Source organism: Aeribacillus sp. FSL K6-2833, from assembly GCF_037965815.1.
Lineage (GTDB): Bacteria > Bacillota > Bacilli > Bacillales > Aeribacillaceae > Aeribacillus > Aeribacillus composti.
The window spans coordinates 1,134,895-1,160,175 of sequence record NZ_CP150189.1; the positions used below are offsets into that span (position 1 = coordinate 1,134,895).

At 38.9% G+C, this 25,281-nt stretch carries 26 protein-coding genes and 1 other annotated feature; of the genes, 23 read left to right on the forward strand and 3 right to left on the reverse strand.

Annotated features, from left to right (window positions below; genetic code table 11):
* Positions 1-122 precede the first annotated feature (122 nt).
* The 8 genes from NSQ94_RS05605 (at position 123) to minD (ending at position 8,023) form a co-directional block, all read left to right on the forward strand.
* Entirely contained in the window at positions 123-1,058 is a 936-nt protein-coding gene (locus NSQ94_RS05605; protein WP_161939813.1) for an SPOR domain-containing protein, read from the forward strand.
* 199 nt (positions 1,059-1,257) lie between these two features.
* Positions 1,258-1,824 carry a Maf family protein gene (locus tag NSQ94_RS05610; RefSeq protein WP_066249731.1) on the forward strand — a complete coding sequence of 189 codons (567 nt, stop codon included), beginning with the start codon at positions 1,258-1,260 and terminating at the stop codon, positions 1,822-1,824.
* An 18-nt stretch (positions 1,825-1,842) separates the two neighbouring features.
* Positions 1,843-2,520: a DNA repair protein RadC gene (gene radC / locus NSQ94_RS05615; RefSeq protein ID WP_130156096.1), complete on the forward strand. Its 678-nt coding sequence runs from the start codon at positions 1,843-1,845 to the stop codon at positions 2,518-2,520.
* Positions 2,521-4,025: 1,505 nt separating this feature from the next.
* Entirely contained in the window at positions 4,026-5,048 is a 1,023-nt protein-coding gene (locus tag NSQ94_RS05620; RefSeq protein ID WP_063387942.1) for a rod shape-determining protein, read from the forward strand.
* 16 nt (positions 5,049-5,064) lie between these two features.
* A complete protein-coding gene (mreC, locus tag NSQ94_RS05625) occupies positions 5,065-5,949 on the forward strand; it encodes a rod shape-determining protein MreC (RefSeq protein ID WP_063387943.1) in 885 nt (294 codons plus the stop codon).
* The gene (gene mreD, locus NSQ94_RS05630; protein WP_144597691.1) at positions 5,946-6,464 is read left to right on the forward strand and encodes a rod shape-determining protein MreD; all 519 of its coding nucleotides are present in this window, start codon (positions 5,946-5,948) and stop codon (positions 6,462-6,464) included. Before mreC ends, mreD begins: the two co-directional genes overlap by 4 nt.
* Positions 6,465-6,522: 58 nt before the next feature.
* The gene (gene minC / locus NSQ94_RS05635) at positions 6,523-7,227 is read left to right on the forward strand and encodes a septum site-determining protein MinC (RefSeq protein ID WP_082829524.1); all 705 of its coding nucleotides are present in this window, start codon (positions 6,523-6,525) and stop codon (positions 7,225-7,227) included.
* Entirely contained in the window at positions 7,220-8,023 is an 804-nt protein-coding gene (gene minD, locus NSQ94_RS05640; RefSeq protein ID WP_063387946.1) for a septum site-determining protein MinD, read from the forward strand. The genes minC and minD overlap by 8 nt, the downstream gene beginning before the upstream one ends.
* Positions 8,024-8,207: 184 nt before the next feature.
* Here minD and NSQ94_RS05645 read toward each other — a convergent pair whose 3' ends face one another.
* Positions 8,208-8,759, reverse strand: coding sequence for a nitroreductase (locus tag NSQ94_RS05645; RefSeq protein ID WP_339230336.1), 552 nt, complete (start codon positions 8,757-8,759; stop codon positions 8,208-8,210).
* 401 nt (positions 8,760-9,160) lie between these two features.
* Here NSQ94_RS05645 and NSQ94_RS05650 point away from each other — a divergent pair, with 401 nt between their 5' ends.
* The 11 genes from NSQ94_RS05650 (at position 9,161) to pheA (ending at position 18,400) form a co-directional block, all read left to right on the forward strand.
* On the forward strand, positions 9,161-10,399 hold the full coding sequence (locus NSQ94_RS05650; protein WP_339230337.1) for an Nramp family divalent metal transporter: 1,239 nt from the start codon (positions 9,161-9,163) through the stop codon (positions 10,397-10,399).
* Between the two features lie 334 nt (positions 10,400-10,733).
* Positions 10,734-11,528 carry a M23 family metallopeptidase gene (locus tag NSQ94_RS05655; RefSeq protein WP_066249572.1) on the forward strand — a complete coding sequence of 265 codons (795 nt, stop codon included), beginning with the start codon at positions 10,734-10,736 and terminating at the stop codon, positions 11,526-11,528.
* Entirely contained in the window at positions 11,521-12,387 is an 867-nt protein-coding gene (locus NSQ94_RS05660) for a M50 family metallopeptidase (RefSeq protein WP_066249570.1), read from the forward strand. The genes NSQ94_RS05655 and NSQ94_RS05660 overlap by 8 nt, the downstream gene beginning before the upstream one ends.
* A gap of 59 nt (positions 12,388-12,446) precedes the next feature.
* Entirely contained in the window at positions 12,447-13,913 is a 1,467-nt protein-coding gene (locus NSQ94_RS05665) for an Rne/Rng family ribonuclease (protein ID WP_339230338.1), read from the forward strand.
* A gap of 51 nt (positions 13,914-13,964) precedes the next feature.
* Positions 13,965-14,040 (forward strand) — a sequence feature (ribosomal protein L21 leader region).
* A gap of 13 nt (positions 14,041-14,053) precedes the next feature.
* A complete protein-coding gene (rplU, locus tag NSQ94_RS05670) occupies positions 14,054-14,362 on the forward strand; it encodes a 50S ribosomal protein L21 (RefSeq protein WP_063387953.1) in 309 nt (102 codons plus the stop codon).
* A gap of 15 nt (positions 14,363-14,377) precedes the next feature.
* Positions 14,378-14,716, forward strand: a complete 339-nt coding sequence (locus tag NSQ94_RS05675; protein ID WP_063387954.1) for a ribosomal-processing cysteine protease Prp — start codon at positions 14,378-14,380, stop codon at positions 14,714-14,716.
* A gap of 12 nt (positions 14,717-14,728) precedes the next feature.
* Positions 14,729-15,019 carry a 50S ribosomal protein L27 gene (gene rpmA, locus NSQ94_RS05680; protein WP_063387955.1) on the forward strand — a complete coding sequence of 97 codons (291 nt, stop codon included), beginning with the start codon at positions 14,729-14,731 and terminating at the stop codon, positions 15,017-15,019.
* A 120-nt stretch (positions 15,020-15,139) separates the two neighbouring features.
* Positions 15,140-15,688, forward strand: coding sequence for a Spo0B C-terminal domain-containing protein (locus NSQ94_RS05685; RefSeq protein WP_063387956.1), 549 nt, complete (start codon positions 15,140-15,142; stop codon positions 15,686-15,688).
* A 28-nt stretch (positions 15,689-15,716) separates the two neighbouring features.
* On the forward strand, positions 15,717-17,012 hold the full coding sequence (obgE, locus tag NSQ94_RS05690) for a GTPase ObgE (RefSeq protein WP_063387957.1): 1,296 nt from the start codon (positions 15,717-15,719) through the stop codon (positions 17,010-17,012).
* Positions 17,013-17,079: 67 nt separating this feature from the next.
* Complete coding sequence (locus tag NSQ94_RS05695; protein ID WP_063387958.1) at positions 17,080-17,523, forward strand: ACT domain-containing protein; 444 nt, start codon at positions 17,080-17,082, stop codon at positions 17,521-17,523.
* A 22-nt stretch (positions 17,524-17,545) separates the two neighbouring features.
* The gene (pheA, locus tag NSQ94_RS05700) at positions 17,546-18,400 is read left to right on the forward strand and encodes a prephenate dehydratase (protein WP_063387959.1); all 855 of its coding nucleotides are present in this window, start codon (positions 17,546-17,548) and stop codon (positions 18,398-18,400) included.
* A gap of 41 nt (positions 18,401-18,441) precedes the next feature.
* On the opposite strand, the gene NSQ94_RS05705 is transcribed toward pheA, so the two are convergent.
* Positions 18,442-18,981: a transcription repressor NadR gene (locus NSQ94_RS05705; RefSeq protein ID WP_162876994.1), complete on the reverse strand. Its 540-nt coding sequence runs from the start codon at positions 18,979-18,981 to the stop codon at positions 18,442-18,444.
* A 22-nt stretch (positions 18,982-19,003) separates the two neighbouring features.
* A complete protein-coding gene (locus NSQ94_RS05710; protein WP_240326727.1) occupies positions 19,004-20,092 on the reverse strand; it encodes an IscS subfamily cysteine desulfurase in 1,089 nt (362 codons plus the stop codon).
* Positions 20,093-20,244: 152 nt separating this feature from the next.
* Here NSQ94_RS05710 and nadB point away from each other — a divergent pair, with 152 nt between their 5' ends.
* The 4 genes from nadB (at position 20,245) to safA (ending at position 25,207) form a co-directional block, all read left to right on the forward strand.
* Positions 20,245-21,786 carry an L-aspartate oxidase gene (nadB, locus tag NSQ94_RS05715; protein ID WP_339230341.1) on the forward strand — a complete coding sequence of 514 codons (1,542 nt, stop codon included), beginning with the start codon at positions 20,245-20,247 and terminating at the stop codon, positions 21,784-21,786.
* Positions 21,783-22,628 (forward strand): carboxylating nicotinate-nucleotide diphosphorylase, encoded by an 846-nt coding sequence (nadC, locus tag NSQ94_RS05720; protein WP_339196940.1) that lies wholly within the window; start codon positions 21,783-21,785, stop codon positions 22,626-22,628. Before nadB ends, nadC begins: the two co-directional genes overlap by 4 nt.
* Positions 22,625-23,737 carry a quinolinate synthase NadA gene (nadA, locus tag NSQ94_RS05725; RefSeq protein ID WP_339230343.1) on the forward strand — a complete coding sequence of 371 codons (1,113 nt, stop codon included), beginning with the start codon at positions 22,625-22,627 and terminating at the stop codon, positions 23,735-23,737. Before nadC ends, nadA begins: the two co-directional genes overlap by 4 nt.
* A 297-nt stretch (positions 23,738-24,034) precedes the next feature.
* On the forward strand, positions 24,035-25,207 hold the full coding sequence (safA, locus tag NSQ94_RS05730) for a SafA/ExsA family spore coat assembly protein (RefSeq protein WP_339193169.1): 1,173 nt from the start codon (positions 24,035-24,037) through the stop codon (positions 25,205-25,207).
* Positions 25,208-25,281: the final 74 nt, after the last annotated feature.

Below are 25,281 nucleotides of genomic sequence, written 5' to 3' on the forward strand. Positions count from 1 at the left end.
CGAGGATGTCGAAAAAAAACGACAACAATTATGAACGAGGCGACAAATGTCTCGTTCTTTTTTATTTTACATATGTTAGCATAAAAAAAAGTTTGTCCAGCATAAAAAGGGCGGTGATCATTTTGGACAAGCCATCATCGAAAATAACCATTAAAATCAACGGTCAGGAAAACAATTTTTCCAACGATACGGATGTTTCTGCTGAACCAAGTGAAACTGGCAAACAATTAAAAGTATCCAGCTGGGAGGAAAAGGTGAAGGCTGAAAAAGAAATGGCAGCATCAGAGGATAAGAACGAAGAGGAGACATCTTTTCCTTGGATTTTGCCGGATGATGAGGAGGATAAGAAAGAAAACCCGAAAATAGCCTTCTCAAAGAACAATAGCAGAACGCTGCCTCCTAAAATAAAAAATTATGTGATATCGATCATATTTGCTGTTATTCTTGGACTGAGTTTTGGTGTTTTAGCCCTGCAATTTATTTCAAACGATTCAATGCCTGTATCATCTGAATTGAGGGATGTGTCAAAGTCTCCTCAAAGACAGAACGTTAGCAATGCTTCAGCGCCAAGCGGTGCGGAAAACATCGTTTTTGAAGTTTATATGGTACAAGCCGGAAAATTTACAAAAAAAGAAGGGGCGGAAACCGTCAGCGGGCAGATAAAGGCTAAAGGATTGCCTTCTGTTATCGTTCCACAAGGCGGCGATCATTACGTATTCGTTGGGGCAGCGTTGGATAAAAAGACAGCAGAAGAGTTGAAAAACATGGCTGAATCACATCAAATTGAAACGTTTGTGAAAAAGATGAAATGGGAAGGAAAGGTGGAAAACGAAAAAACAAAAACGGTCGTTGAGGAGATGCTGAAGCTGTCTTCGTCTTTTGTGAATGGAACCGCCCCGGAACAAGAGAAAGTAGAGTCATTATTAAATGAGGCTGGCCAAATAAAAGACGATTCAATTTTGGCAGCAGTAAAAAAACTGCAAACAGAAAAATCGGCAAATGAACAGCTATGGAGCCTGCAGCAGTCGCTGCTAGATTTTTTTGAAAAACTTTCTTGATAACGGGAAAGCGTTTGCTCGAGCATACGTTTTCTTTTTTTATTTTCACAAGCAGTTTTCCTTAGATAATGTAGTTTTTTCTGTAAATTGAATAAATGTTTTTATTAATGGCGATTAGATAATTCTTTTTTGAAAAATTGTTTGCAAAAGCCTTTTTTGATAACATACGGATAGTATTGGTTGAAAGGATGAAATAAAAATGGAACGCCTCATACTTGCATCAAGCTCTCCGCGAAGAAAAGAACTCCTCAAGCTGTTAGGAATACCATTTGCTGTGATTGAAAGCAATTTGGAAGAGAGGCTGGACGAAGAAGCTGAACCCGAAAAAGCCATTCAAAAACTTGCCTTTCAAAAAGCCTTTCATGTAGCCGAAAGGTATAAAGATGCATATGTCATCGGAGCAGATACGGCGGTGATCCTCGAAAATCGAATACTAGGAAAGCCGAAAGACCGCCGTGACGCCTATTACATGTTAAAATCACTTTCTGGGAAAACACATACTGTTTTAACAGCAGTTTCGATTATTCATGGTGAAAAGCATACGACATTTTCTGAATCAACAAAAGTTACTTTTTGGCCGCTTTCAGACAATGAAATCCTGGAATACATTGAGACAAACGAACCGATGGACAAGGCGGGTGCTTATGGAATTCAACGTTTCGGCTCATTGCTAGTGAAAAAAATTGATGGCGATTATTTTACAGTTGTCGGTCTTCCTGTTTCAAGACTGTACAGAGAATTAAAAAATTTTGGATTTCACTGGTAACAAACAAGGGGGAAAGATATGCTCGCTATTCGAGATTTTCCAGAAGAAGAAAGACCAAGGGAACGATTGATACACAACGGACCAAAAGGCCTTTCCAACCATGAGCTGCTGGCAATTTTATTGAGAACAGGGACAAAGGGAGAATCAGTGCTTGAACTGGCGAATAAGCTTTTAAAAACTTTCGGGGGTCTTAGAATGTTAAAAGAGGCGTCAGTTCAGGAAATTATGGGCATACCCGGCATTGGAAAAGCAAAAGCGGTGCAAATTATAGCAGCATTAGAATTGGGAAAAAGAATTCATCAGCTCGCATACGAAGATCGGTATGTCATTCGTTCTCCACAAGATGCCTCCAATTATGTCATGGAAGAAATGCGCTTTTTAAAACAAGAGCATTTCGTAGGTTTATATTTAAACACAAAAAACCAAGTGCTGCATAAGCAAACGATTTTCATCGGCAGTTTAAATACATCAATTGTTCACCCAAGAGAAGTCTTCAAGGAGGCATTGAAATGTTCAGCTGCATCTTTTATTTGTATCCATAATCATCCATCAGGAGATCCCTCCCCGAGCAAAGAGGATATCGAAGTCACGAGGCGCTTGTCCGAATGCGGAAAGTTGATCGGGATTGAACTTTTAGATCATATCATAATCGGAGAGCGTAAATACGTCAGTTTAAAAGAAAAGGGATATTTATAACGCTTTTTAAAAGGTTTTATGTCAATTGTTGGGGTGCACTGGATATGAAGTGCACCTCTTTTTATGATGTGTGAAGATTAGATCTATGAAATTATTGATAAATGACTTCCAATTTTTTAAGCTTAAAAATGACATTCGCAGTTTTATGAATTTTTATCTTTGAATATCTATTGCTGATGGAGAATGGCTTGATATATAATCAATAGCATCCCTTTACTTTATTGGAAAACTTCCATATATAAGGTTCTATTTTATATTACTCATATGATGCTCCTGTCTTTTATAATGAATTGTAAGGAAGCATGTTTTCATTTAAGATTACAGACTTCTGAAGTTAAGATCCTCGTCGCACTGCTGCCTATGTGATTGTGCACTTGAATTTGTATTGATGTTCTTTTTTTGGCAACCACATCAGATCAGCTAACTTATTATTGAAAAACAATTCATTTTACTCTAGTCATTCTACCTCAGTTCCAGCAACAAAGTTTTTATGAAAACCACTTATATGTATAATCTTACATTTCACCCAAAATTTTGTCATTGCGAAAAAGGAGTTATTTTTACACACTTTATATGATTAAAAAACTTATTTTCCCGAGTTATAAATGGGTGAAAAAGTATGCCTTCATTTAAAATCAATCCTAACACGTATTACAGTTAATAGCTTTGGATTCTGAACTGCTAGCGCTTTTTCGGACAGATTTTTGCGCTTCTAGACACGTAATGCGAACAACCACCGTCTTGCTGAATTTGCAGGGGGACAGATGGGAGACATCAACGGTATATAACATACTGACCAGCCTCGCAAAGACACGATAAAAAGCTGCTTGAAGCAGGGCAGTAACGTTATTACAACGCGTAAGTGCATGATAGAAGGAATTTCAAAAAACATTTGCACGGCCTCGCGAGCTCCAAATGATGTCCGCATTTATAAAGGGTTTGCGACATAAGAAGAGCCAAAGTTGAGGAAAAATCTCATATTTTAGTGATTTTCAATAATAGATGAACTTGAAACTTCGGCAGAATTGTTATGTAATACTTTATTGGAGTCATTTGAATTGAAACACAATCAACTGAAAAAACCATTATTTTTTATGACATTCTAAACCATTGCTAATAAAGAGTGCAAAGGGGGGATTTGTAAACATAAAATAATATTTTTTGTATGGACTTGTAATATTTTTAAGTTATTATTCTCAATGGATAAATTAAATCAAGGCTTTCATACGGGCGGTATTTGCTGTGACATCTATTTTTCATCCTCTATTCTCCACTAGGAAAATTTTTTAGTAAAAATTTTTGAGGCGTCCAACACAATGATCAGCTTTTCATCAAGTTTCATGAAAAATACCTCGCAAATTTTTATTTTACGCAGGGTATTGATAGCACTTTTTTTTTTGAAAAATTACGTTATAATATAATTTATGGGTTTTTTCAATAATGATTAGACATTTACATGAATATAAAAACGTATTTATTTTGGAAGAAAGGGAGATACAACAGCTATGTTTGGAATTGGTACGAGAGACCTTGGAATAGATTTAGGGACAGCCAATACGTTAGTGTTTGTGAAAGGAAAAGGTATTGTAGTGCGTGAACCATCTGTTGTTGCTTTGCAAACTGATACAAAGCAAATTGTTGCAGTTGGTAATGATGCAAAAAATATGATCGGGCGTACGCCTGGAAATGTTGTAGCACTTCGACCAATGAAAGACGGAGTGATTGCTGATTATGAAACGACTGCTACGATGATGAAATACTACATAAAACAGGCAACAAAAAATGCAGGTATTTTTTCGCGAAAACCTTATGTGATGGTTTGTGTTCCTTCGGGAATAACTGCGGTTGAAGAACGTGCGGTCATTGATGCAACGAGACAAGCAGGCGCTAGAGATGCGTATACGATCGAAGAACCATTTGCGGCTGCTATTGGAGCCAACCTTCCAGTTTGGGAACCGACCGGAAGCATGGTTGTAGACATCGGCGGGGGAACAACGGAAGTTGCCATCATTTCTCTCGGCGGAATTGTGACAAGCCAATCTATACGTGTTGCCGGTGATGAAATGGATGAAGCCATCATTAACTATATCCGTAAAACCTACAACTTAATGATTGGTGATCGGACAGCGGAAGCGGTGAAGCTTGAAATCGGTTCTGCAAGCGCTCCGGAAGGTGTTGAAAACATGGAAATTCGCGGAAGAGATTTGTTAACAGGCCTTCCGAAAACGATTGAAATTACTGCGACAGAAATTTCAGAGGCATTACGCGATACTGTCTATGCGATCGTAGATGCTGTAAAAATTACTTTGGAAAAAACTCCGCCTGAACTTGCGGCGGATATTATGGATCGAGGAATTGTTTTAACGGGTGGGGGCGCCCTTCTTCGCAATTTAGACAAAGTTATAAGCGACGAAACGAAAATGCCTGTAATCATTGCGGAAAATCCTCTTGATTGTGTAGCGGTCGGAACAGGAAAAGCTCTTGAACATATCCACCTATTCAAAAATCGTACAAAAGACCACAGATAAGTTAGAGGTGTAAATCATGCCACAATTTTTTCTAAATAAACGATTAATTGTGCTCCTTGTCGGGATCATTATTTTGGTGGCATTGATTGGTTTTTCCCTAAAGGAAGACCGCAATCTTTCGTGGCAGGAGAAGTTTATTCAAGATTCGGTTGGACTAGTCCAGAAGGTATTTCATCAGCCCGCACAATATATTGCGGGCTTCTTTGAGAATTTGAATCATTTAAAAAATACATACGAAGAAAACGAGCTGCTTCGCAAACAACTGAATAATTATATTCAATTGGAGGAAAAGCTGCAGGAATTAGAACAGGAAAACAAACAATTAAAAGAAGAATTAAAATTATCTGCTGATAACGATATAAGAAAATATAAGTCGATCCAAGGGACAGTCATCGCAAGAAATCCTGATCGTTGGCATGATTATATCAAAATTGATAAAGGCGAACAGCACGGAATCAAAAAAGACATGGCGGTTATAACGGCAAAAGGATTGATCGGGAAAGTGAAAAATACTTCTGAATTTACGTCCACCGTTCAGCTTTTAAGTGCTTCCGACAGAAAAAACCGGATTTCAGCAATGGTTCATACGAATAACGGAAAGGTATTCGGCCTCATTGTCGGCTACAGTGAGCAGGAAAATGCTCTTGAAATGAACATCATTGAATCAAATGCTCAAATCAAAGAAAATCAAATTGTAGCGACTTCTGGCCTTGGCGGAGTGTTTCCTGAAGGTTTAGTGATCGGAAAAGTAAAAAAAGTCGAACTTGATTCGTACGGATTAACAAAGATAGCTTATATAACCCCATCAGCTGACTTTTATGATATAGATCGTGTCATGATCATCGAGCGGGTTCTTCCAACAGTTGATATCAATCAATTGGAAGAGGAGGAAGACTCTTGAGAACGTTTTTCCTCCCCGTAATGGTTATGTTTATTTTCGTATTGGAAAGCATCATCGTTGATCTTGTTCCGATCCCTTTTCTTTCAGATCACCAAGTGGCAGTTCCCCATCTTTTACTATTGATGATTGTCATCTTGGCAGCGTACGGCTCTCGGAAAATTGCCGTCATTTATGGAATTGTTTTCGGTTTATTGTTCGATGTTGTTTACACGCAAGTTATCGGCATATATGCTTTCTCATTTCCGACCTTGGCATATTTAGTGATGCAAGCTTTGCGGGTGCTCAATCCCAATATTTTTGTTTTAATTTTTTTAACTGAGCTTTCCGTTGCATTGCTTGAATTTTTCACATACGGTATTTATTTACTAATCAGGATGACAGCTGTTCCTCTGCAATTGTTTACAATTGATCGCCTGCTACCGACACTTGCTCTGAATTTTGTATTAGCTTGTGTGTTAATCTATCCTTTAAAGAAATTCGTTTTGGGCTTGAAAATAGGTGAACACAACGATTAAGTTTTAAAGTTTGATAGAGGAGTTTTTGTTATTGCTGTCGAAATAGATTTTTGTTGGGGTGAACTTCGTGAAAGCTCAAAGACCATATTATGTAACGATTAAAGGCACAAAGGATGGATTGACATTATATTTAGATGATTCCTGTTCGTTTCACGATATTGTGAATGAACTGGATTCGATGCTCTCCAAAAGGCAGTATGTTCAGGAAAATGAACCGATGATCAGGGTGACGATAAAGGCTGGAAATCGTTTTTTGACGGAGGAACAAGAAGAGAAAATAAAAGACGTAATAAGAAAAAAAAGAAATTTAATTGTCGATGCAATTGATTCAAATGTCATTTCAAAGGAAGAGGCGTTGAAGTGGAAAGAGGAAGCAGATGTTATCTCAGTTGCTAAAGTCGTCCGTTCTGGGCAAGTGTTGAAAATTAGAGGGGATTTGTTGCTGATAGGAGATGTCAATCCTGGCGGGACAGTCATGGCAACGGGCAATATTTTTGTCATGGGGGCTTTAAAAGGCATAGCTCATGCTGGTTTTGAAGGGAATCGAAATGCAGTGATTGCCGCCTCCTTGATGAAGCCGACACAGCTGAGGATCTCCGATATTTTAAGTAGGCCACCCGATCAGAAGGAGCCATCATTTCGAAATGATATGGAATGCGCATATATTGATGAAAATGGGACAATCATTATTGAACGGATTCAACAATTAGCTCATCTGAGACCCAATTTAACTAGGCTTGAAGGGGGAATAATGAATGGGTGAGGCAATTGTGGTCACTTCTGGCAAGGGCGGGGTCGGCAAAACAACAACTTCTGCAAATGTTGGTACAGCCCTTGCCATTATGGGAAAGAAAGTTTGTCTAGTTGATACAGATATCGGCTTGCGGAACCTCGATGTTGTCATGGGATTGGAAAACAGGATTATTTATGATTTAGTTGATGTTGTCCAAGAACGATGCAAAATTCATCAAGCTCTCGTAAAAGATAAACGCTTTAATGATTTTCTTTATTTGCTGCCTGCAGCGCAAACTAGCGATAAAACTGCCGTAACACCTGAGCAGATGAAAAAATTAATTGATCAGCTAAAACAAGATTTTGATTATATTATTATCGACTGTCCTGCCGGGATTGAACAAGGATATAAAAATGCCGTATCCGGTGCGGATCAAGCGATTGTCGTGACAACACCAGAAGTTTCCGCTGTGAGAGATGCGGATCGAATTATCGGTTTGCTGGAGAAGGAAGATATTGAGCCGCCACGATTAATTATTAATCGGATCCGAAATCATTTAATGAAAAACGGTGATATGCTGGATGTCGATGAAATTGTCAGCCATCTTTCTATTGATTTGTTGGGGATTGTAATTGATGATGATGAGGTAATAAAAGCGTCTAATAATGGTGAACCGATTGTAATGAACCCTGACAATCGTGCTTCCATTGCCTACCGCAATATTGCGAGAAGAATTTTAGGTGAAGCGGTTCCGCTTCAATCATTAGATGAGCCTGAAAAAGGTGTTATCGCAAAAATCAAAAAATTTTTTGGAGTACGTGCTTAATCCTAATCAATTTAAAAATCACACTTCCTTGAATAAAGCATTAGCTTTTTTCTTTGCACACATTAGAATCACTGCCATCACACTGATATATCTCCCACCTGCTGATCGGTTTTTTCTTCTATCTCTTGAGGTGGGAGATTTTTTGAAGGCTGTACAAAATATTTCCTCTTGAATCTTTTCCCTTTCAATATGATTCAATAATCGTCAATTTTTCTTCTGCGTTTGTCCGCTGTTTTGGTTCTGGGATTGAGGCAGGATAGCCAATATGTAGAAGGCCGACAATTTTTTCTCCTGGTTCTACTCCAACTTTTTGTCGGAAAGATGGTGAATAAATATAAGCACCTGTTTTCCATATAACGCCAATACCTTTTTCCCATGCAGCTAGTTGAAAATTTTGGATTAATGCACTTTTCGCTTTTAAATCCTCCTCCCACTGCTTTTGACGCGGATCCTCTTTCATGATTACCAATAAATGTGCTGGAATCGGCAGCAGCTTTTCTCGTAATCGATCGATATTTTTTCCATTGTTCGTTTCTTGTGCAATAGCAGCAACTAATTTTTCTTTTCCTTCATTCATAAACAGCACGAACCGCCATGGCTCTCTTAATCCATGATTAGGAGCCCAAACAGCCGTATTTAATAATTCACATATTACTTCTTTAGGGATTGGATCTTTCTTAAATTCTTTAATCGATCGACGCTCTTTAATTATATTGGCTACTTTGTATGTTTCCATTGGTATTTCTGATGCCTCCTTAATAATAATGATTTTCAATTAGAATTATTTCAAAATTGAGGCGATATGTAAATGTTTATTTTTACAGTCGTAATCGTTTACAAAGGGAAGGAGACAGGTGCGAGAAATCATTTCAAACAGCTGATACAAGAGCAATGAAAACGATTAAAAATACAGAATATTCAATTAATAAAATATGAATTCTTTACATAAGAACTATAAATGAGAAAGTTTCGCATGGATGAACAATTGCTAAAACTAGATATAACAGCATGATGCGAAAATATGTTCATCCAGCAATTGATTCATGCACATTTATATTCCCTAATGAGAAAGATCATTCATAAGAAATATTAGATGACTCATTTCTACGTTCAAATCTCAGATGGAAGGTGACAGTGATGGAACATGGAAAATCCACAAAAAAATGGCCGGCCGTTGGTCCGGGGTTAATTGTCGCAGCAACGGGCGTCGGAGCCGGTGATCTAGTTGCTGCCTTAGTTGCCGGTACAAATTTTGGACTTGTCTTTTTATGGGCAATCATTATCGGGGCTATTTTAAAATTTGCCTTAAATGAGGGTGTTGGCCGATATCATTTGCTGACTGGAAAAACTATTTTAGAAGGCTGGCATTCTATGGGATTATGGGCAACAAGCTATTTTGGCGTTTATTCGGTTATTTGGGGATTTGTTTATGGAGCGGCTGCGACTTCATCTTGTGCATTGGCTCTGTCTGCATTATTTCCTGTCTTGCCTTTATGGGTATGGGCGGTTATAAGCGGTTTGTTAGGTTTTTTATTAACATGGATAGGGCAATATAAGCTATTTGAAAAAGTTATGAATCTTTTAATTCTACTTATGTTTATTTCGGTTGTCGGCTCAGCTGTTATTGTTTTGCCGGAACTTTCTGATATCATGGACACTGCTGTTCCGGCGTTGCCGAAAGGGTCACTGCTTTACGCACTCGGATTAATTGGGGGAGTTGGCGGATCCATTACCATGGCGTCTTATGGCTATTGGCTGCAGGAAAACAATTGGAAGGATCGATCCTACCTCCGCTACGTTAGATTTGACTCCATGATTGCCTATATTACTACAGCAGTTTTTACAATTTCTTTATTAATTTTAGGGGCTGCATTACTATATGGAACGAATACAAACATTAACGGTGAGCAAGGTCTCGTATCATTTGCAACCATTTTAGGAAACGAGCTGTCCCCAACTGTACGCATCTTATTTCTCATCGGTTTTTGGTCAGCTTCCTTTACATCAGTATTAGGTGTTTGGAATGGCGTCTCTTATTTATTTGCTGATTTTGTCTATACTGTTAAAAAACATGATGTGAATAAAGAACAATTAAGTAAGACAAAAGCTTATAAATTTTTTGTTTTTTGGTTAACATTCCCGCCAATGCTCTTGCATTTTATAGGAAAACCTGTGAGCCTCATTATTTTGTATGGTGCCCTTGGTGCGCTATTTATGCCCTTTCTGGCGCTGACCCTTATCTATTTGCTTAATAGTAAAAAGCATCTTCCTCATAAGGAAGATCGAAATAAATGGTTTTTCAACGTACTTTTGAGTTTAAATATTGTTTTATTTTTCATTTTATCGATCAATGAACTAGTCAACCTATTTCGTTAAGCGGCTTCAAATAAGAGGCAGTCTAGCTTTTGTGTTAATTCACCATATACTACTATTTCAAAAAGAAGACGACAAAAGCATTTTGTGGTCTTCTTTTTGATTTCAAAATTTTGCTTTTCTCGGATAGCGCCATATTTTATTTTGCTTCATCCAGTATTCCTTTGAACCAGAAAACAGTGAAGAACCTACTTACTAGGTTGTAGGTAAAAGTTCTATATCAAGGTCAAAGATAAACATTTGCCTAGATATCGCTTTAAGAAATGCAAAATGGCTTTATTGTCATAAACGGTAAGGACAGGGCATAAACTTGTACAAAATTGCAAAAGGATGATGGATGATGAATCGTCGAGCAAAAGAAATAAAAAAACGAATAGCAAAGCGTAAACGAAAAAGAATGAACAGCATGCTTTCGAGCAGTTCAAGCAGCAGTGATGATACATCTGTTCCATTTATCAATCAAATCACACAAGAAAACGTGCAAGTTGACGCGGACTCCCCTCTTTATGTAGAGGCAGAAGGAAGTAAAAATTTTCATCCATTGTTTCGTTCGGACGTTTTTATAACAAAATTGCTAATCTCTGCCTGCATCGTCCTGATGATCGGTATTATTTTTAAAAATGACCGGGCAGAATTTCTGAAAGCTAGAGATTTCGTCAGCCATGTGATGGAAAAGGAGTTTAACTTTGCATATGTTTCCAAATGGTACGAAGAGCAATTTGGGAATCCATTAGCGTTTTTGAAAAAACAATCGAAAGAGGAAAGTGGATCTAAAGAAAGTCAATATGCGGTTCCGGCATCAGGAAAGGTGCTTCAGAGCTTTAAAGATACCGGGCAAGGTGTGATGATCGAAACAAATAATAAAACGGTAGAGGCCATGAATGAAGGAATTGTTATTGAAGCTGGAAAGAAGGAGGATACTGGTCTGACTGTGGTGATTCAACATGCTGATGGAATAGAAACCTGGTATGGGAACCTGGAAGAGCTAAATGTAGCGCTGTATGACTTTGTCGAAACGGGAAAACCTGTAGGCAAAGTAAAGCAAAGCCAAAACCAGCACGGAACATACTATTTTGCCATAAAAAAGGGCGACACATTTATTGACCCGAGTCAGGTGATCTCATTTGAATAAATATTTTTCCTTATTGTCGAAAATACATATTCATCCTATCTTTTGGGTGTTGATTGCAATCGGAGCAATGACAGCGCAATTTAAAGCTCTTTGCATCCTTTTCTCAATAGTTTTTATTCATGAAATGGGACATGCTGTTTGCGCCAGTTTTTTTTCATGGAGGATCAAGTCCATTCAGCTTCTTCCTTTTGGCGGTGCAGTGGAAATGGAGGAGCATGGAAATCGTCCCTTGAAAGAAGATCTGTTTGTTGTTATATCTGGACCGATTCAGCATTTATGGATGCAAATAGCTGCATGGATTTTTTGGGAAGCGAATTTCATAAACGACTCTACATATGAAATGTTTATTTTTTTTAATATGTCTATTTTCCTTTTTAATCTTGTTCCCATTTGGCCCCTTGATGGAGGAAAGCTTCTTTTTATTTTGCTGAGCAAACAAAAACCTTTTTCAGTTGCTCATAAGGAAATGCTTCGCATATCTGCAGTTGTTTTTTCATGTTTGTTCCTTTTTTTGCTTTTTTTTAACCCTACTCTTTTAAGCGGGTGGATTATCGCAGCCTTTATCGTTCACTCCATTTATACGGAATATAAACAAAGACAATTTGTATATATTCGCTTCTTGATGGAAAGGTATTATGGAAATCATCAAGCGTTCACAGTGTTAAAGCCGATCATTGTTGATCGCGATGATTTGATTTACCACGTGCTGCTGAAATTTCAGCGGGGTTGCAAGCACCCTATTATAGTGGAGGACGATGGAAAAAAACTTTTTCAGCTTGATGAAAATGAGCTGCTGCACAGTTTTTTTTCGGAAAAAAAGACGGACGGAAAAATGGGTGATTTACAGTACGTTTATTGACGCCTGCAGGAAAACATGGTATTGAAATAGGAAACAATACATGAAAAGAGGTTGTTGGGTTGCGGCAATTAATTATAAATAAAAAAACGGATGATGAACGCATTGCATTATTGGAAAACGGACGACTGGCGGAAGTATGGATAAAAGAAAAAAACACGATTGTCGGCAACATTTATAAAGGAAAAGTAACAAAAGTCCTTCCTGGTATGGAGGCTGTTTTTGTTGATTTAGGTCAGGGAAGAAACGGCTATCTTCACCGGAATGACATTATGTCATATTTTGAGACGTCCCGAACGAATGGGGCATTAAAAAATAAAAATGTCCGGCATTTTATTTCTCAAGGTGAAGAGGTAATCGTTCAAGTTGTAAAAGAATCAGGAGAATTTAAAGGCCCTAAAGTCACAATGAATATTGAATTGCGATCCCCTTTTTTTGTATATCAGCCCTTTGGCCGCTCGGTGGCAATTTCCAAAAAAATTATTTCCCAGGAAGAAAGAAAAAGATTGCAGCTTCTCGGGGAAACGTTATGCTCAAACAAAGGGGGCATCGTTTTCCGAACTGCTGCGGAAAGAGCGGATGACCAAACAATAAAAAAATGGTTCGATGACATGCTGAGCAGTTTTGAACAACAGCTGAAAAGCAAAAAAGTGCCGAGCTTATTATTCGGTTCAGAAAGTTTTGTAGAGCAAATTATCGCTGAAATTTCACCGCATGTATTGGATGAAATTGTCATTGATGACATAAGCACTGTAAAAGAATTGAAAAAAAATTACGGAGATTTGTTCCCATTTTCCATTGATTTTTATTCCGAAAACGAAAATATTTTTTCTTATTATGCAATCGAACATGAAATCGAAAAGGCGCTGAAAAAAATTGTTTGGCTAAAAAACGGCGCGTTTATCGTAATTGAAGAAACGGAAGCAATGATTGTCATTGATGTTAATACAGGGAAATTTTCGGGGAAAAATACGTACCGAGATACGGTTTTAAAAACCAATGAGGAAGCGGCAAAAGAAATTGCCCGGCAGTTAAGATTAAGAAATTTGAGCGGGATCATTTTGATCGATTTTATTGATATGGAGAAGGAAGATCGAAGCCGGATTTTGAGATTGTTTCAAAAAGAATTGGAAAAGGACCGCATTTTCACAAAAGTCATCGGTTTTACCGAATTAAATATATTGCAATTAACAAGGAAAAAAACTCGAAAATCTCTTTCCAAGCTTTTGCTCGAACCATGTCCAGTATGCGGCGGAACAGGAAGAAAAAGGACGGTTGAAAGCATTGCTTTTGAACTTGAAAGAACCCTTCTTGAACATGCTGGATCAGATGACGAAGCCGTCCTTGTAGAAGCGGCCCCAGAAGTTTGCGATTTTTTTACATGTGAATATGAGAAACATTTAAAAAAGCTTGAAGAACTAATAGGCATGAAGATTTTCTTCAGTCCTTCCGATCATGTAAAAGGATTCGAAATTCGCCAATGGGGAACAGAAGAGGAAGTGGCTTTACGGATCTCCAAAATGTATTGACATATACATTCATATTTTGTTAAGATCAATTTGTTATTGTTTTTTGTAGCACCCGTGCTACAACCGCTCAGTTTGGGTTTGAAGCTCGGTTATCCGACACCCTAATCTGGCGAGTCTTAGTTAAATAGGAGGTGCAGAATATGTACGCAATCATTGAAACTGGCGGGAAACAAGTGAAAGTTGAAGAGGGTCAAGCCATTTATGTGGAAAAATTAGACGCTCAAGAAGGTGAAACAGTTACTTTTGACAAGGTGCTTTTCGTTGGAGGAGACAACGTAAAGGTAGGTAACCCGCTGGTAGAAGGAGCTACGGTTACGGCAAAAGTTGAAAAGCATGGCCGAGGTAAGAAAATTATCGTTTTTAAATATAAACCGAAAAAAAATTACCGTAGAAAACAAGGTCATCGCCAACCGTACACAAAAGTTGTCATTGAAAAAATTAATGCATAATAAAGGCTGTTTCATATGATACATGTGACCATCCATCGTTCGAAAGAAGGATTCATCCGGTCGTTTACAATGAAAGGGCATGCGGACTTCGCAGAGCACGGGAAGGACATCGTATGTGCAGGCGCTTCAGCTGTTTCTTTTGGAGCAGTAAATGCGATCAAAGCTTTAGCCAATGTCGATATGAATGTTGAACAATCGGAAGAAGGCGGATTTTTGCACGTACAGGTTCCTGATCAAGTTGACACGGATTCATTTGAAAAAATCCAATTATTGCTTGAAGGAATGCTTGTTTCATTACAAACGATCGAGCGAGGGTATGGAAAGTTTATTCGAATCGTTACAAAAAAAGATTAGGAGGTGGCACTCATGCTAAAATTGGATCTTCAATTTTTCGCATCGAAAAAAGGAGTTGGGTCCACGAAAAACGGACGTGATTCCATCGCAAAACGATTAGGTGCAAAACGTGCGGACGGCCAATTTGTTACAGGCGGCTCCATTCTTTATCGTCAAAGAGGTACAAAAGTTTATCCTGGTTTGAATGTTGGCCGCGGCGGGGATGATACGCTTTATGCGAAAGTAGACGGCATCGTCCGTTTTGAACGATATGGACGCGACAAGAAAAAAGTCAGCGTGTATCCGATAGCAAAAGAAGCATAAGCAAACACTTGAAAAACTCTAGCCTTTTTGGTTAGAGTTTTCTTTTTCGGTGTTTTTTTAATGGAAAGTTGATATAATTTTTGTACATGTTTAAAAAGATAGCTTGATGGGAGTGGAACCATGGCTGATCAAAGAGAGAGATGGAGTATTGTTGACGCATTAAGCCACTCCAGACATGATTGGATGAATAAATTGCAATTAATTAAAGGCCATTTATCATTAAAAAAATACGATCGGGTGAAGGAAATTATTGATGAAATTGTCGTGGAAGCAAAGCAAGAATCAAAACTTTGCAATTTAAACATGCCCAGTTTTGCAGAGCTGCTTTTAACATATAACTGGAAAGGACACCTTCTCATTTTGGATTATGAAGTGCTAGGGGAAGCGATGGATTGTTCTAGTCTAGATGAGGAAATGTTCCATTTTACAACAGATCTTTTTCAAATCCTTAATCAAAATATTGATAAAAAACAAGAAAATCATATAACCGTAACATTAGAACTCTTTAAAACAGAAAACAATGTCCGGTTCTTTTATGATTTTAATGGTATACTAACGGATGATAAGACTCTTTTAACATTTTTAGAGCAGTACCAATCAGATGCAATCACCATTCAACAAATACATTTTGATACATATGAATTTACATTGATGGTCAGTAAGTCGTGATGAAACAATGAAAGGAGGCTGAAGCTCAATGTTTGTCGATCAAGTGAAGGTATATGTGAAGGGCGGAGATGGCGGGAACGGCATGGTTGCTTTCCGCCGAGAAAAATATGTTCCGAAAGGAGGCCCTGCAGGGGGAGACGGCGGAAAGGGCGGAGATGTGATTTTTGAAGTGGATGAAGGTCTTCGGACGTTAATGGATTTTCGCTATAAAAAACATTTTAAAGCTCCAAAAGGCGAAAACGGGATGTCTAAAAATCAGCACGGGAAAAATGCCGAACCCCTTGTTGTGAAAGTTCCTCCCGGTACTGTTGTAATCGATGATGATACAAAAGAAGTGATCGCAGATTTAACCGAGCACGGGCAAAGAAGCGTGATTGCCAAAGGAGGACGGGGCGGCAGAGGAAACACCCGATTTGCCTCGCCAACGAATCCGGCGCCCGAAATATGCGAAAAAGGGGAGCCGGGAGAAGAACGATATGTAACATTGGAATTAAAGCTTTTGGCTGATGTCGGGCTTGTCGGATTTCCGAGCGTTGGGAAGTCCACTCTTTTATCAGTTGTATCAAGTGCTAAACCAAAAATCGCTGCCTACCATTTTACAACGATTGTGCCGAATTTAGGTGTTGTTGAGACCGAAGACGGACGCAGTTTTGTGATGGCAGATTTACCGGGTCTTATTGAAGGCGCTCATCAAGGAGTAGGTCTTGGACATCAATTTTTGCGTCATATTGAAAGAACAAGAGTCATCGTTCATGTCATTGATATGTCCGCAATGGAAGGCCGTGATCCGTATGAGGATTACCTGACGATCAATGAAGAATTAAAACAATATAATTTAAGGCTGACGGAGCGGCCGCAAATTGTTGTCGCCAACAAAATGGATATGCCAAATGCTGCTGAAAATCTTTCACAATTTAAAAGAAAGCTGCAAGACAAAAATGTCAGCATTTTTCCAATATCAGCCGTTACACGCCAAGGAATTCGCGAGCTGTTATTTGCTATTGCCGATTTATTGGAAAAAACGCCGGAATTCCCTCTTTACTTTGACGAAACGGAAACATCTGCTCCGAATCGTGTCGTGTATACATTAAAGGATGAAAAGCCGAGCTTTACCATCAGCCGTGACAGCGATGGAGCGTTTATTTTATCAGGTGAAAAAGTTGAAAAGCTGTTTAAAATGACCGATTTTTCAAGAGACGAATCCGTTCGCCGTTTTGCAAGACAGCTTCGCAAAATGGGGGTAGACGACGCATTAAGAGAGCGCGGTGCAAAAGACGGGGATACAGTAAGGCTGCTGGAATTTGAATTTGAATTCATTGAATAAAACATTTTGCACATAAAATTTGTGTCCTTCATGCTTCATCGCATATGGGTGGGAAAGGAGACGGTAGATGAAAGACGAAATTTTTTATTTGGTAAGGGAAGATGTGCTGCCGGAAGCAATGAAAAAAACGCTCGAAGTGAAAAAGCTTCTTGAACGAGGCAAAGTCTCGTCCGTTCAAGAAGCAGTGCAGCTCGTTGACTTGAGCCGAAGTGCGTTTTATAAATACAGGGACGCGGTTTTTCCTTTTCATACTGTTGTCAAAGAAAAAATCATTACGTTGTTTTTCCATTTAGAAGATCGTTCCGGAACTCTGTCGCATTTGCTTAAAGTTGTGGCTGAAGCAGGCTGCAATGTGCTGACAATTCACCAAACCATTCCGATTCAAGGAAGAGCCAATGTGACTTTATCATTAAACACGAACGGAATGAAAGAAGATATGAACGTTTTATTATTAAAATTGCGGAAGCTAGAATTTGTAGAAAAGGTCGAACTATTAAGTTCAGGTGCATAGAATTAGGAAGGAAGATATACAGATGAAAATCAGCTATTTGGGACCGAAAGCAACATTTACTCATTTGGCCGTCTCAAAATTTTTTGAAAACGATGTAAAACTAGTCCCTTACCGAACGATTCCACATGTCATGGATGCAGTCGTCAAGCAAGAAACAAACATTGCCGTTGTTCCGCTTGAAAACGCGCTTGAGGGGTCGGTCAATCTTACAATTGATTATTTAATTCATGAAAATACACTGCATATTGTCGGTGAAATTGTTGTTCCAATCAAGCAGCATTTAATGGTTCATCCTTGCAGGAAGGATGATTGGAAAAAAATCGAAAAAGTATTTTCTCATTCACATGCTATTGCACAATGCCATAAATTTTTACATGAGCATATGCCGGATGTTTCGATCGAATATGCCACATCGACAGGAGCCGCTGCAGAATATATCCATCAACATCCGGAAGAAAATATGGCTGTCATTGCCAATGAGTTGGCGGCAAAAGAGTATGATTTAGCTATTGTGAAATATAATATTCACGATTATGATTACAACCATACACGATTTGTTATTTTACATCCGGATCAAGATTTTCAAATAGAAAATAACCACCATAATAAAGTCGGTGAAAAGACGACATTAGTTGTAACGTTGCCGACAGACCATGTAGGCGCCCTGCATCAAGTATTGTCTGCATTTGCATGGAGAAAACTGAATTTATCAAAAATTGAATCTCGTCCAATGAAAACGGGATTAGGAGATTACTTGTTTATTATAGATATAGAATCAAAAATGGATGATGTTTTAATACCCGGGGCAATCCAAGAACTGGAGGCTTTAGGCTGCGGCGTCAAGATTCTCGGAAGCTTTCCGGCTTATAAACTATAAAAAAAGCCGAGCATCCATTGCAGGATGCCTGGCTTGATTAATCAATGATCGTCACGAATTAAAAATCCTGCTTGATCAAGAGCTGCACAAACATCATTTAAAGTTTTTTCATTGTCGGCAAGAATGGTGTGCAAATGAATGCCGTTCGTTAATTCCGACAAATAAGAGGCGTTTGTTGTTTCGATTTTTTTTATGAACTCATCTACTTCTTTTCGATTGCTTACCATAATCGATGCGGTCAAGTCCCCGTACACTGGATGTTCAACGATCACATCTTTTACAGTCGCTCCGTAATCAACAATAATGTTCAATTCCTCCTTTGTTTTTTCCGGAGCGTGCTTGCAGGCAATAAGACGTTTCGCTTTTTTTGTCTCATTCGTTCTTTCTTTTAAATACATATATCCCTGACTTGTGGCTAAAATCGGTTCTCCGAGTGCTTTTAAAAGAGAAATATCTTGAACGATGACTTGACGGCTGACATTCGTCCGTGAGGCCAATTCCCCTCCCGTGATCGGCCGATTTTCATTTTTCAACCATTCGAGAATCACTTCCCTCCGCTTGTCCCCTAATATTTTTTCCATAAACACCAGCCTTTCAAAACTCTTATCGAACGATGGATAGAATCGCATTGATAAGCTCATCGACTTCCGAGATTGTATTTGTAATTCCAAAAGAAATACGAATAAATTGATGAGCGGAATCTTTGTCAAAGCCGATTGAAAGAAGGGTTTTAGAAGGATGACTATTTCCAGCTTGACAGGCGCTTCCAGTTGAGACCGCAAATCCTTTTCGGTTCAATTCGAGCATTACAAATTGACCTTCTAAACTGTTTGTGACAACACCAACAATATTTGGGAGAACCTCTTTTTTCGTTTCATTGACAATCGTTATCGTGGGCAGCTGTTTCTTTAATTGGCTGATCAAATGCTGCTTGAGCTTGATGAATTGGTTAAAATGCTTCTCTCTTTGATTATAAAACTCATTTGCGGCAGTGACAAAGGAAAAAATGCCTGGAACGTTGACAGTGCCTGGACGAAATCCGTCCTCATGTGTTGTTCCGGGAATCACTGGCGACCAGCTTGCTGCTGGATGAATATACACTGCTCCTACGCCCTTTGGACCGTAAATTTTATGTGAAGAAAATGTATAGGCATCAGCATTCATCTCATCGACGGGAATCAACAGTTTTCCAAACGTTTGCACACAATCGGTATGAAAGTATATTTTCCTCTTTTTTAAAAACAAGCCAATTTCCTTTATATTTTGAATTGTTCCGATTTCGGAATTGCCGTGCTGGATGGTGACAAGGGCCGTATCTTCACGGATTTCTTCTTCAAGATGCTCCATTAAAATATTTCCATTTTGATCATGCTTTAAAAATGTAATGTCATATCCTTTCGCACGCAATAAAGACAAATAATGGTCAATGGATGCATGTTCAAGTGAAGAAGCAATAATATGCTTTTTGTTTGGCGTGCTATTTAATAATGATTGGATGGCCAGTATGTTGCCTTCAGAACCGCCGCTAGTAAAATAAACACCGTTTGGATCTCCTCCTAATAACGCTGCAAATGCTTTCCTTGACGCTGTCAATAGTTCATACGCTTTGCCGCCGATATCATGCAGACTGCTTGAGTTTCCGTAAGCAAATTTTGCCGCTTCGGTGTATGAAGCAATCGCTTTTTCACTCATGGGGGTCGTTGCTGCAAAATCAAAGTATATCAATTGTTTTCGCCCTCTCTATTCAAGCCTTAAAAATTTTGTGAAAAATTCCTCTTGTCAATATTGTATTTTTGTGTAAATATATGTGTCAAGACATGTGTAAATTTATAAGGGGGTTGTTGATGACCCATTATGATGTCATCATCGTCGGAAGCGGTATTGCCGCATTAACGGTTGCAAGCGAATTATGTGAAAAAATGAACATATTAATGATTACAAAAACGATGAAAACTAGTTCTAATTCTCATTTGGCTCAAGGTGGAATTGCATGTGCCATACATGAAAATGATCATAGCTGCCTTCATTATGAAGATACATTATATGCTGGGCGCTACCACAATAAAAAGGAAGCAGTTGAGTTGCTCGTGCAAGAAGGAAAGGAAATTATTTCATCCCTTATGGATGAGGGCTTTCCATTTGACAAGGACGAGCAAGGAAATGTGGATTTAGGAAATGAAGGGGCGCACTCCTTTCGCCGCATTCTCCATGCAGGAGGAGATGCGACGGGAAGGAAAATGGTCGAGCATTTTTTAAAAAAAATAACAAACCGGATAACAATCAATGAATATCAGTTTGTTTGTGATGTCGTTGTAAAGGACGGAAGGGCAGTTGGCATTATTACCAAAACAGCAGATGAAAATATACATGTCTATACAGCCTCCCATATTATTTTGGCAACCGGCGGCTGCGGTCAAGCTTATGAATGGACATCCAATCATCCGAACGCAACGGGAGACGGACTTGCCATTGCTTTTCGGGCTGGATGCAGGCTGATCGATATGGAGTTTACACAGTTTCATCCAACAATGCTTTATATAAACGGGACATGCAGAGGATTGATTTCTGAAGCGGTCAGGGGAGAAGGCGCTGTATTGATCGATGAAACGGGGCAAAGATTTATGAGCGAAATTCATCCATTAGGTGATTTGGCTCCTCGAGATGTTGTTGCCCGCGCAATTTATCGTAAATATCGGGATGGACATCAAGTGTATTTGGATATTTCAGAAATTCAATTTTTTTCCGAACGTTTCCCAACGATTGCTGAGATGTGTCGGCAAAATCGGGTAAATTTGAGCAAGAAGAAAATTCCTGTAGTGCCTGGCATGCATTTTTTAATGGGCGGAATTGAAACCGATTTAGTCGGCAGAACGAATATCGATCGGCTTTATGCTGTAGGCGAATTGGCGTGTACTGGTGTCCACGGGGCAAATCGTCTAGCATCAAATTCTCTTTTAGAAGGTCTTGTATTCGGAAAAAGGATTGCAAAATTTATACTGGATCAGCGGCTGTCTTCACAGGAGAGTTTTGGGGATTTCCATTGGAACGAACATGAAAAAACAGAGGTTCCAGAAAAAGGAGAAATACGCAAAATATTGACAAAATGGGTTGGAATCGAACGGACGCATGGAGAACTGTCATGGGCTGTTTCATGGCTGAAGCGATATGTCAAATATTTTCCATTAAATGCTATAAGTTATTCAATTGAAGAAATCGAACGGATTAACATGATCACAGCCGGATATTTAATAGCTAAAGGAGCTCTTTTACGAAAGGAAAGCCGCGGCGGCCATTTCAGGATCGATTATCCGGGGGAAAAACCTGAATGGCTGGAAAAACGAATTGTACAAACAAACGAGCAAAGGATAGGGGCGGTTGAAAAATGAATCAAATAAAACTCGAGCAGGCATTGAAGCAATTTTTTATGGAAGACATAGGAGACAATGATTTGTCCAGCGATGCGATTTTCTCAGAAAACGACCGAGGATCGGGCGTCATAAAAGCAAAACAAAGCGGAGTTTTTTGTGGAGAAAACGTGGTGAAAACCGCTTTTTCGATGTTAAACCCCAACCTTGAAGTTCACATGTTTGTAAAAGATGGACATGAGCTGACAGCGGGGGAAGAGATTGCCGTCATAAAAGGTTCTATTCGTTCCATCTTACAAGGAGAGAGAGTAGTGTTAAATCTGCTGCAGCGAATGAGCGGGATCGCAACTTTGACAAAACAAGCGGTGCTGACGTTAAATTCAACGCATACAAAAATTTGTGATACAAGAAAAACAACACCTGGGCTTAGAATGTTTGAAAAGTATGCTGTCCGCATAGGGGGAGGATATAATCACAGATTTGGTTTATATGACGGGGTGATGATTAAAGACAACCATATTGCCTTTTGCGGTTCGATTACAAAAGCAGTTGAAAGGGCAAGAAATCGGGTCGGTCACATGGTAAAAATTGAGGTGGAGGTTGAAACGGAAGAGCAATTGAAAGAAGCAATTTCAGTACATCCCGATATTATCATGTTTGACAATTGCCCGCCTGAACAAGTGAAAAAATTTGTTGATATGACTCCGCCTGATATTATCACAGAAGCTTCAGGCGGAATTACGTTAAAAAATTTAGCGGATTACAAAGATACAAATGTTGATTTTATATCGCTTGGGTTTATTACCCATTCAGCACCTTCAATAGATATTAGTTTATCTTTTTCGGGGAGGAATGAGCTATGAATCTTTTTGAATTGTTGGATGCTTCAAAAATAGAAATGATGCCTGAAGATTATAAACATCGATCTGTGAAAGAATTGGAAAACCGTGTGATAGAAATCAAAAAGAAATTCGGAACAAGACTGATGATCCCAGGTCATCATTATCAAAAAGACGAAGTGATCCAATTTGCCGATGTAACAGGAGATTCGTTAAAGCTGGCACAAATAGCGCAAGAAACAAAAGATGCCGAATATATTGTCTTTTGTGGTGTTCATTTTATGGCAGAAACAGCAGACATGCTGACATCGCCTTATCAAAAGGTGATTCTTCCGGATATGAGAGCTGGCTGTTCGATGGCGGATATGGCAAATATTAAACAAACAGAAGCCGCTTGGAGCAAGCTGCAAGAGCTTTTTGACGACACGATTTTGCCATTAACATATGTCAATTCATCAGCAGAGATTAAAGCTTTTGTCGGTAAAAATGGCGGAGCAACGGTAACCTCCTCAAATGCTGAAACGATGCTGGCTTGGGCGCTGAAGCAAAAAAAGAGAATTTTGTTTTTACCTGATCAGCACTTAGGGAGAAATACTGCCTTTAAACTAGGTATTCCCCTTAATAAGATGGCTGTCTGGGATCCGATTGAACAAAAGCTGCATTATGATGGAAAAAGGGAAGATGTCGCCATCATCTTATGGAAAGGCCATTGCTCAGTGCATGAGAAATTTACAGTAAAAAATATTGAACATATTCGCAGTAAATATCCCGACATGAAAATTATCGTTCATCCTGAATGTACATTTGAGGTTGTTCAGATGGCCGATTATTCGGGATCCACGAAATATATTATTGATACGATTCAAAACTCCCCGAAAGGAAGCAAGTGGGCAATCGGAACAGAAATGAATCTAGTGAATCGGTTAATACAAAATAATCCCGACAAAGAGATTCTTTCTTTAAATCCATATATGTGTCCGTGTTTAACAATGAATCGAATTGATCTGCCCCACTTAGTTTGGGCGCTGGAATCAATCGATAAAGGAAAAATAATTAATCAAATCATTGTGGATGAATCAATTAAAGAGTATGCAGTTCTTGCATTAAATCGCATGCTGGATCATAGCTCATAAAAAGGAAAAATATTGCAATTGCCCATATGCATGCGGGATAGCAAAAGTACGAAGAACAATTTGAATGCCTGGGGTCCTCCTCGGGTATTTTTATTTTTGTAATTTTTGCAGCATAAATCAGCAGCTGTGTACTGATATCGATATCAATTGGCTTTTAAAAAAGAGGATCGTTTTTCTTAGCCTTCATTTTTAAATCATAATCCCACTAAAATTTGCATAAGTTGTGATGAAGAAGATTTATGAATGTTTTGATTCGAAAGTTGTATAGGCAGTACGTTTTCACAGGAGGGGGAAACAGTGAAAATCCACATTGTTCAAAAAGGCGATACACTATGGAAAATTGCTCAAAAATATGGAGTCGATTTCCAAGAGTTAAAAAAGTTGAATTCCCAATTGAGCAATCCTGATCTTATTATGCCAGGAATGAAAATAAAAATTCCAACTGGTGATGTGCCAATTAAAAAGGAAGTGAAACATGAATTAAAGAAAGAAGTGCCAAAAGTAGCTTTTAAAAAGGAAGCAAAGGAACATCCTTTTGCAGAGGAAAAACCTGTTGCTCCTATTGAGACTGAGGAACCGGAAGCAAAGGAGAAGCCGTCTAAGCCATATGTGCCTCCCGTTCCAAAAGTTTATCAGCCTTACTATCCGAAAAAAACTGATGTAAGCAATTATTTTATGCTCAATATGCCGATGATGAATATCCATGAAGAAGCGGAAAAGGCTCCAACGCATCCCTATGCTTCAAAAGATTCCAAACCGCAGCTTCCGAAAAAGCCTGAAAATGTGTTTCATGAAGTTTTGGGTAAAGGAGAAGAAAATAAAGAGGAGGACAACAAAGATATGACGAATCCGCAATTTTCGAATGTCAATCCATATTATGGAGCCCAATGGCAGCCTTATTACGCGCCTGTCTGGCCAAATATTCCGAACCCTGCCCCGAATCAATTTGTAAGCCCACAACAATATGGCGAAGATTTTGATGATGATGAATATGATGAAGCGTATGGTTACGAAAACGTTGCACCTAATATTCCGCCCAATATTCCGCCTAATGTTGCACCTAACATTCCGCCAAACGTTTCACCAATACAATACAGTCCGCAACCCGTAGTTCCATATGTACCATATCCTGTTCTTTGTCCACCGTTTCCATTCTTAGGATGCCATCCGGTATCTCCTGTATATCCAGGATCAGGATTGGCGCCGACACCTTATGCTGCACCTTATGGAATGCCGCACGGTCAATGGGTAAGCCCGGAGGCGGCGGAAAATCAAGAATTTGCAGAGAATATACCTCATACTGGAGCTTTTCCGAGTCATCAGGATGACTGCGGCTGCGGAGGTCCTGTACCTTATGGATATCGAGCGGCTCCATTTGTACCATATGGAATACCGCATTACCCTTATGCTGTGCCTTACTATGATTATAACCAGTTCGTTGCACCGCAAGATGAAGAAGATGAAGATTAATTTTATTGGAGACGATGATAAAAATCGTCTCTTTTTTCTTTGAAAATTTCATGACATGATTTATTTTTCGTAAA

Excerpts from the sequence above, each read along its gene's own strand:
- NSQ94_RS05610 (WP_066249731.1), top strand. The coding sequence starts at position 1,258 with ATGGAACGCCTCATACTTGCATCAAGCTCTCCGCGAAGAAAAGAACTC.
- radC (WP_130156096.1), top strand. The coding sequence starts at position 1,843 with ATGCTCGCTATTCGAGATTTTCCAGAAGAAGAAAGACCAAGGGAACGA.
- NSQ94_RS05620 (WP_063387942.1), top strand. The coding sequence starts at position 4,026 with ATGTTTGGAATTGGTACGAGAGACCTTGGAATAGATTTAGGGACAGCC.
- mreC (WP_063387943.1), top strand. The coding sequence starts at position 5,065 with ATGCCACAATTTTTTCTAAATAAACGATTAATTGTGCTCCTTGTCGGG.
- minD (WP_063387946.1), top strand. The coding sequence starts at position 7,220 with ATGGGTGAGGCAATTGTGGTCACTTCTGGCAAGGGCGGGGTCGGCAAA.
- NSQ94_RS05645 (WP_339230336.1), bottom strand. The coding sequence starts at position 8,759 with ATGGAAACATACAAAGTAGCCAATATAATTAAAGAGCGTCGATCGATT.
- NSQ94_RS05650 (WP_339230337.1), top strand. The coding sequence starts at position 9,161 with ATGGAACATGGAAAATCCACAAAAAAATGGCCGGCCGTTGGTCCGGGG.
- NSQ94_RS05655 (WP_066249572.1), top strand. The coding sequence starts at position 10,734 with ATGATGAATCGTCGAGCAAAAGAAATAAAAAAACGAATAGCAAAGCGT.
- rplU (WP_063387953.1), top strand. The coding sequence starts at position 14,054 with ATGTACGCAATCATTGAAACTGGCGGGAAACAAGTGAAAGTTGAAGAG.
- NSQ94_RS05675 (WP_063387954.1), top strand. The coding sequence starts at position 14,378 with ATGATACATGTGACCATCCATCGTTCGAAAGAAGGATTCATCCGGTCG.
- rpmA (WP_063387955.1), top strand. The coding sequence starts at position 14,729 with ATGCTAAAATTGGATCTTCAATTTTTCGCATCGAAAAAAGGAGTTGGG.
- NSQ94_RS05685 (WP_063387956.1), top strand. The coding sequence starts at position 15,140 with ATGGCTGATCAAAGAGAGAGATGGAGTATTGTTGACGCATTAAGCCAC.
- obgE (WP_063387957.1), top strand. The coding sequence starts at position 15,717 with ATGTTTGTCGATCAAGTGAAGGTATATGTGAAGGGCGGAGATGGCGGG.
- NSQ94_RS05695 (WP_063387958.1), top strand. The coding sequence starts at position 17,080 with ATGAAAGACGAAATTTTTTATTTGGTAAGGGAAGATGTGCTGCCGGAA.
- pheA (WP_063387959.1), top strand. The coding sequence starts at position 17,546 with ATGAAAATCAGCTATTTGGGACCGAAAGCAACATTTACTCATTTGGCC.
- NSQ94_RS05705 (WP_162876994.1), bottom strand. The coding sequence starts at position 18,981 with ATGGAAAAAATATTAGGGGACAAGCGGAGGGAAGTGATTCTCGAATGG.
- NSQ94_RS05710 (WP_240326727.1), bottom strand. The coding sequence starts at position 20,092 with ATGAGTGAAAAAGCGATTGCTTCATACACCGAAGCGGCAAAATTTGCT.
- nadB (WP_339230341.1), top strand. The coding sequence starts at position 20,245 with ATGACCCATTATGATGTCATCATCGTCGGAAGCGGTATTGCCGCATTA.
- nadC (WP_339196940.1), top strand. The coding sequence starts at position 21,783 with ATGAATCAAATAAAACTCGAGCAGGCATTGAAGCAATTTTTTATGGAA.
- nadA (WP_339230343.1), top strand. The coding sequence starts at position 22,625 with ATGAATCTTTTTGAATTGTTGGATGCTTCAAAAATAGAAATGATGCCT.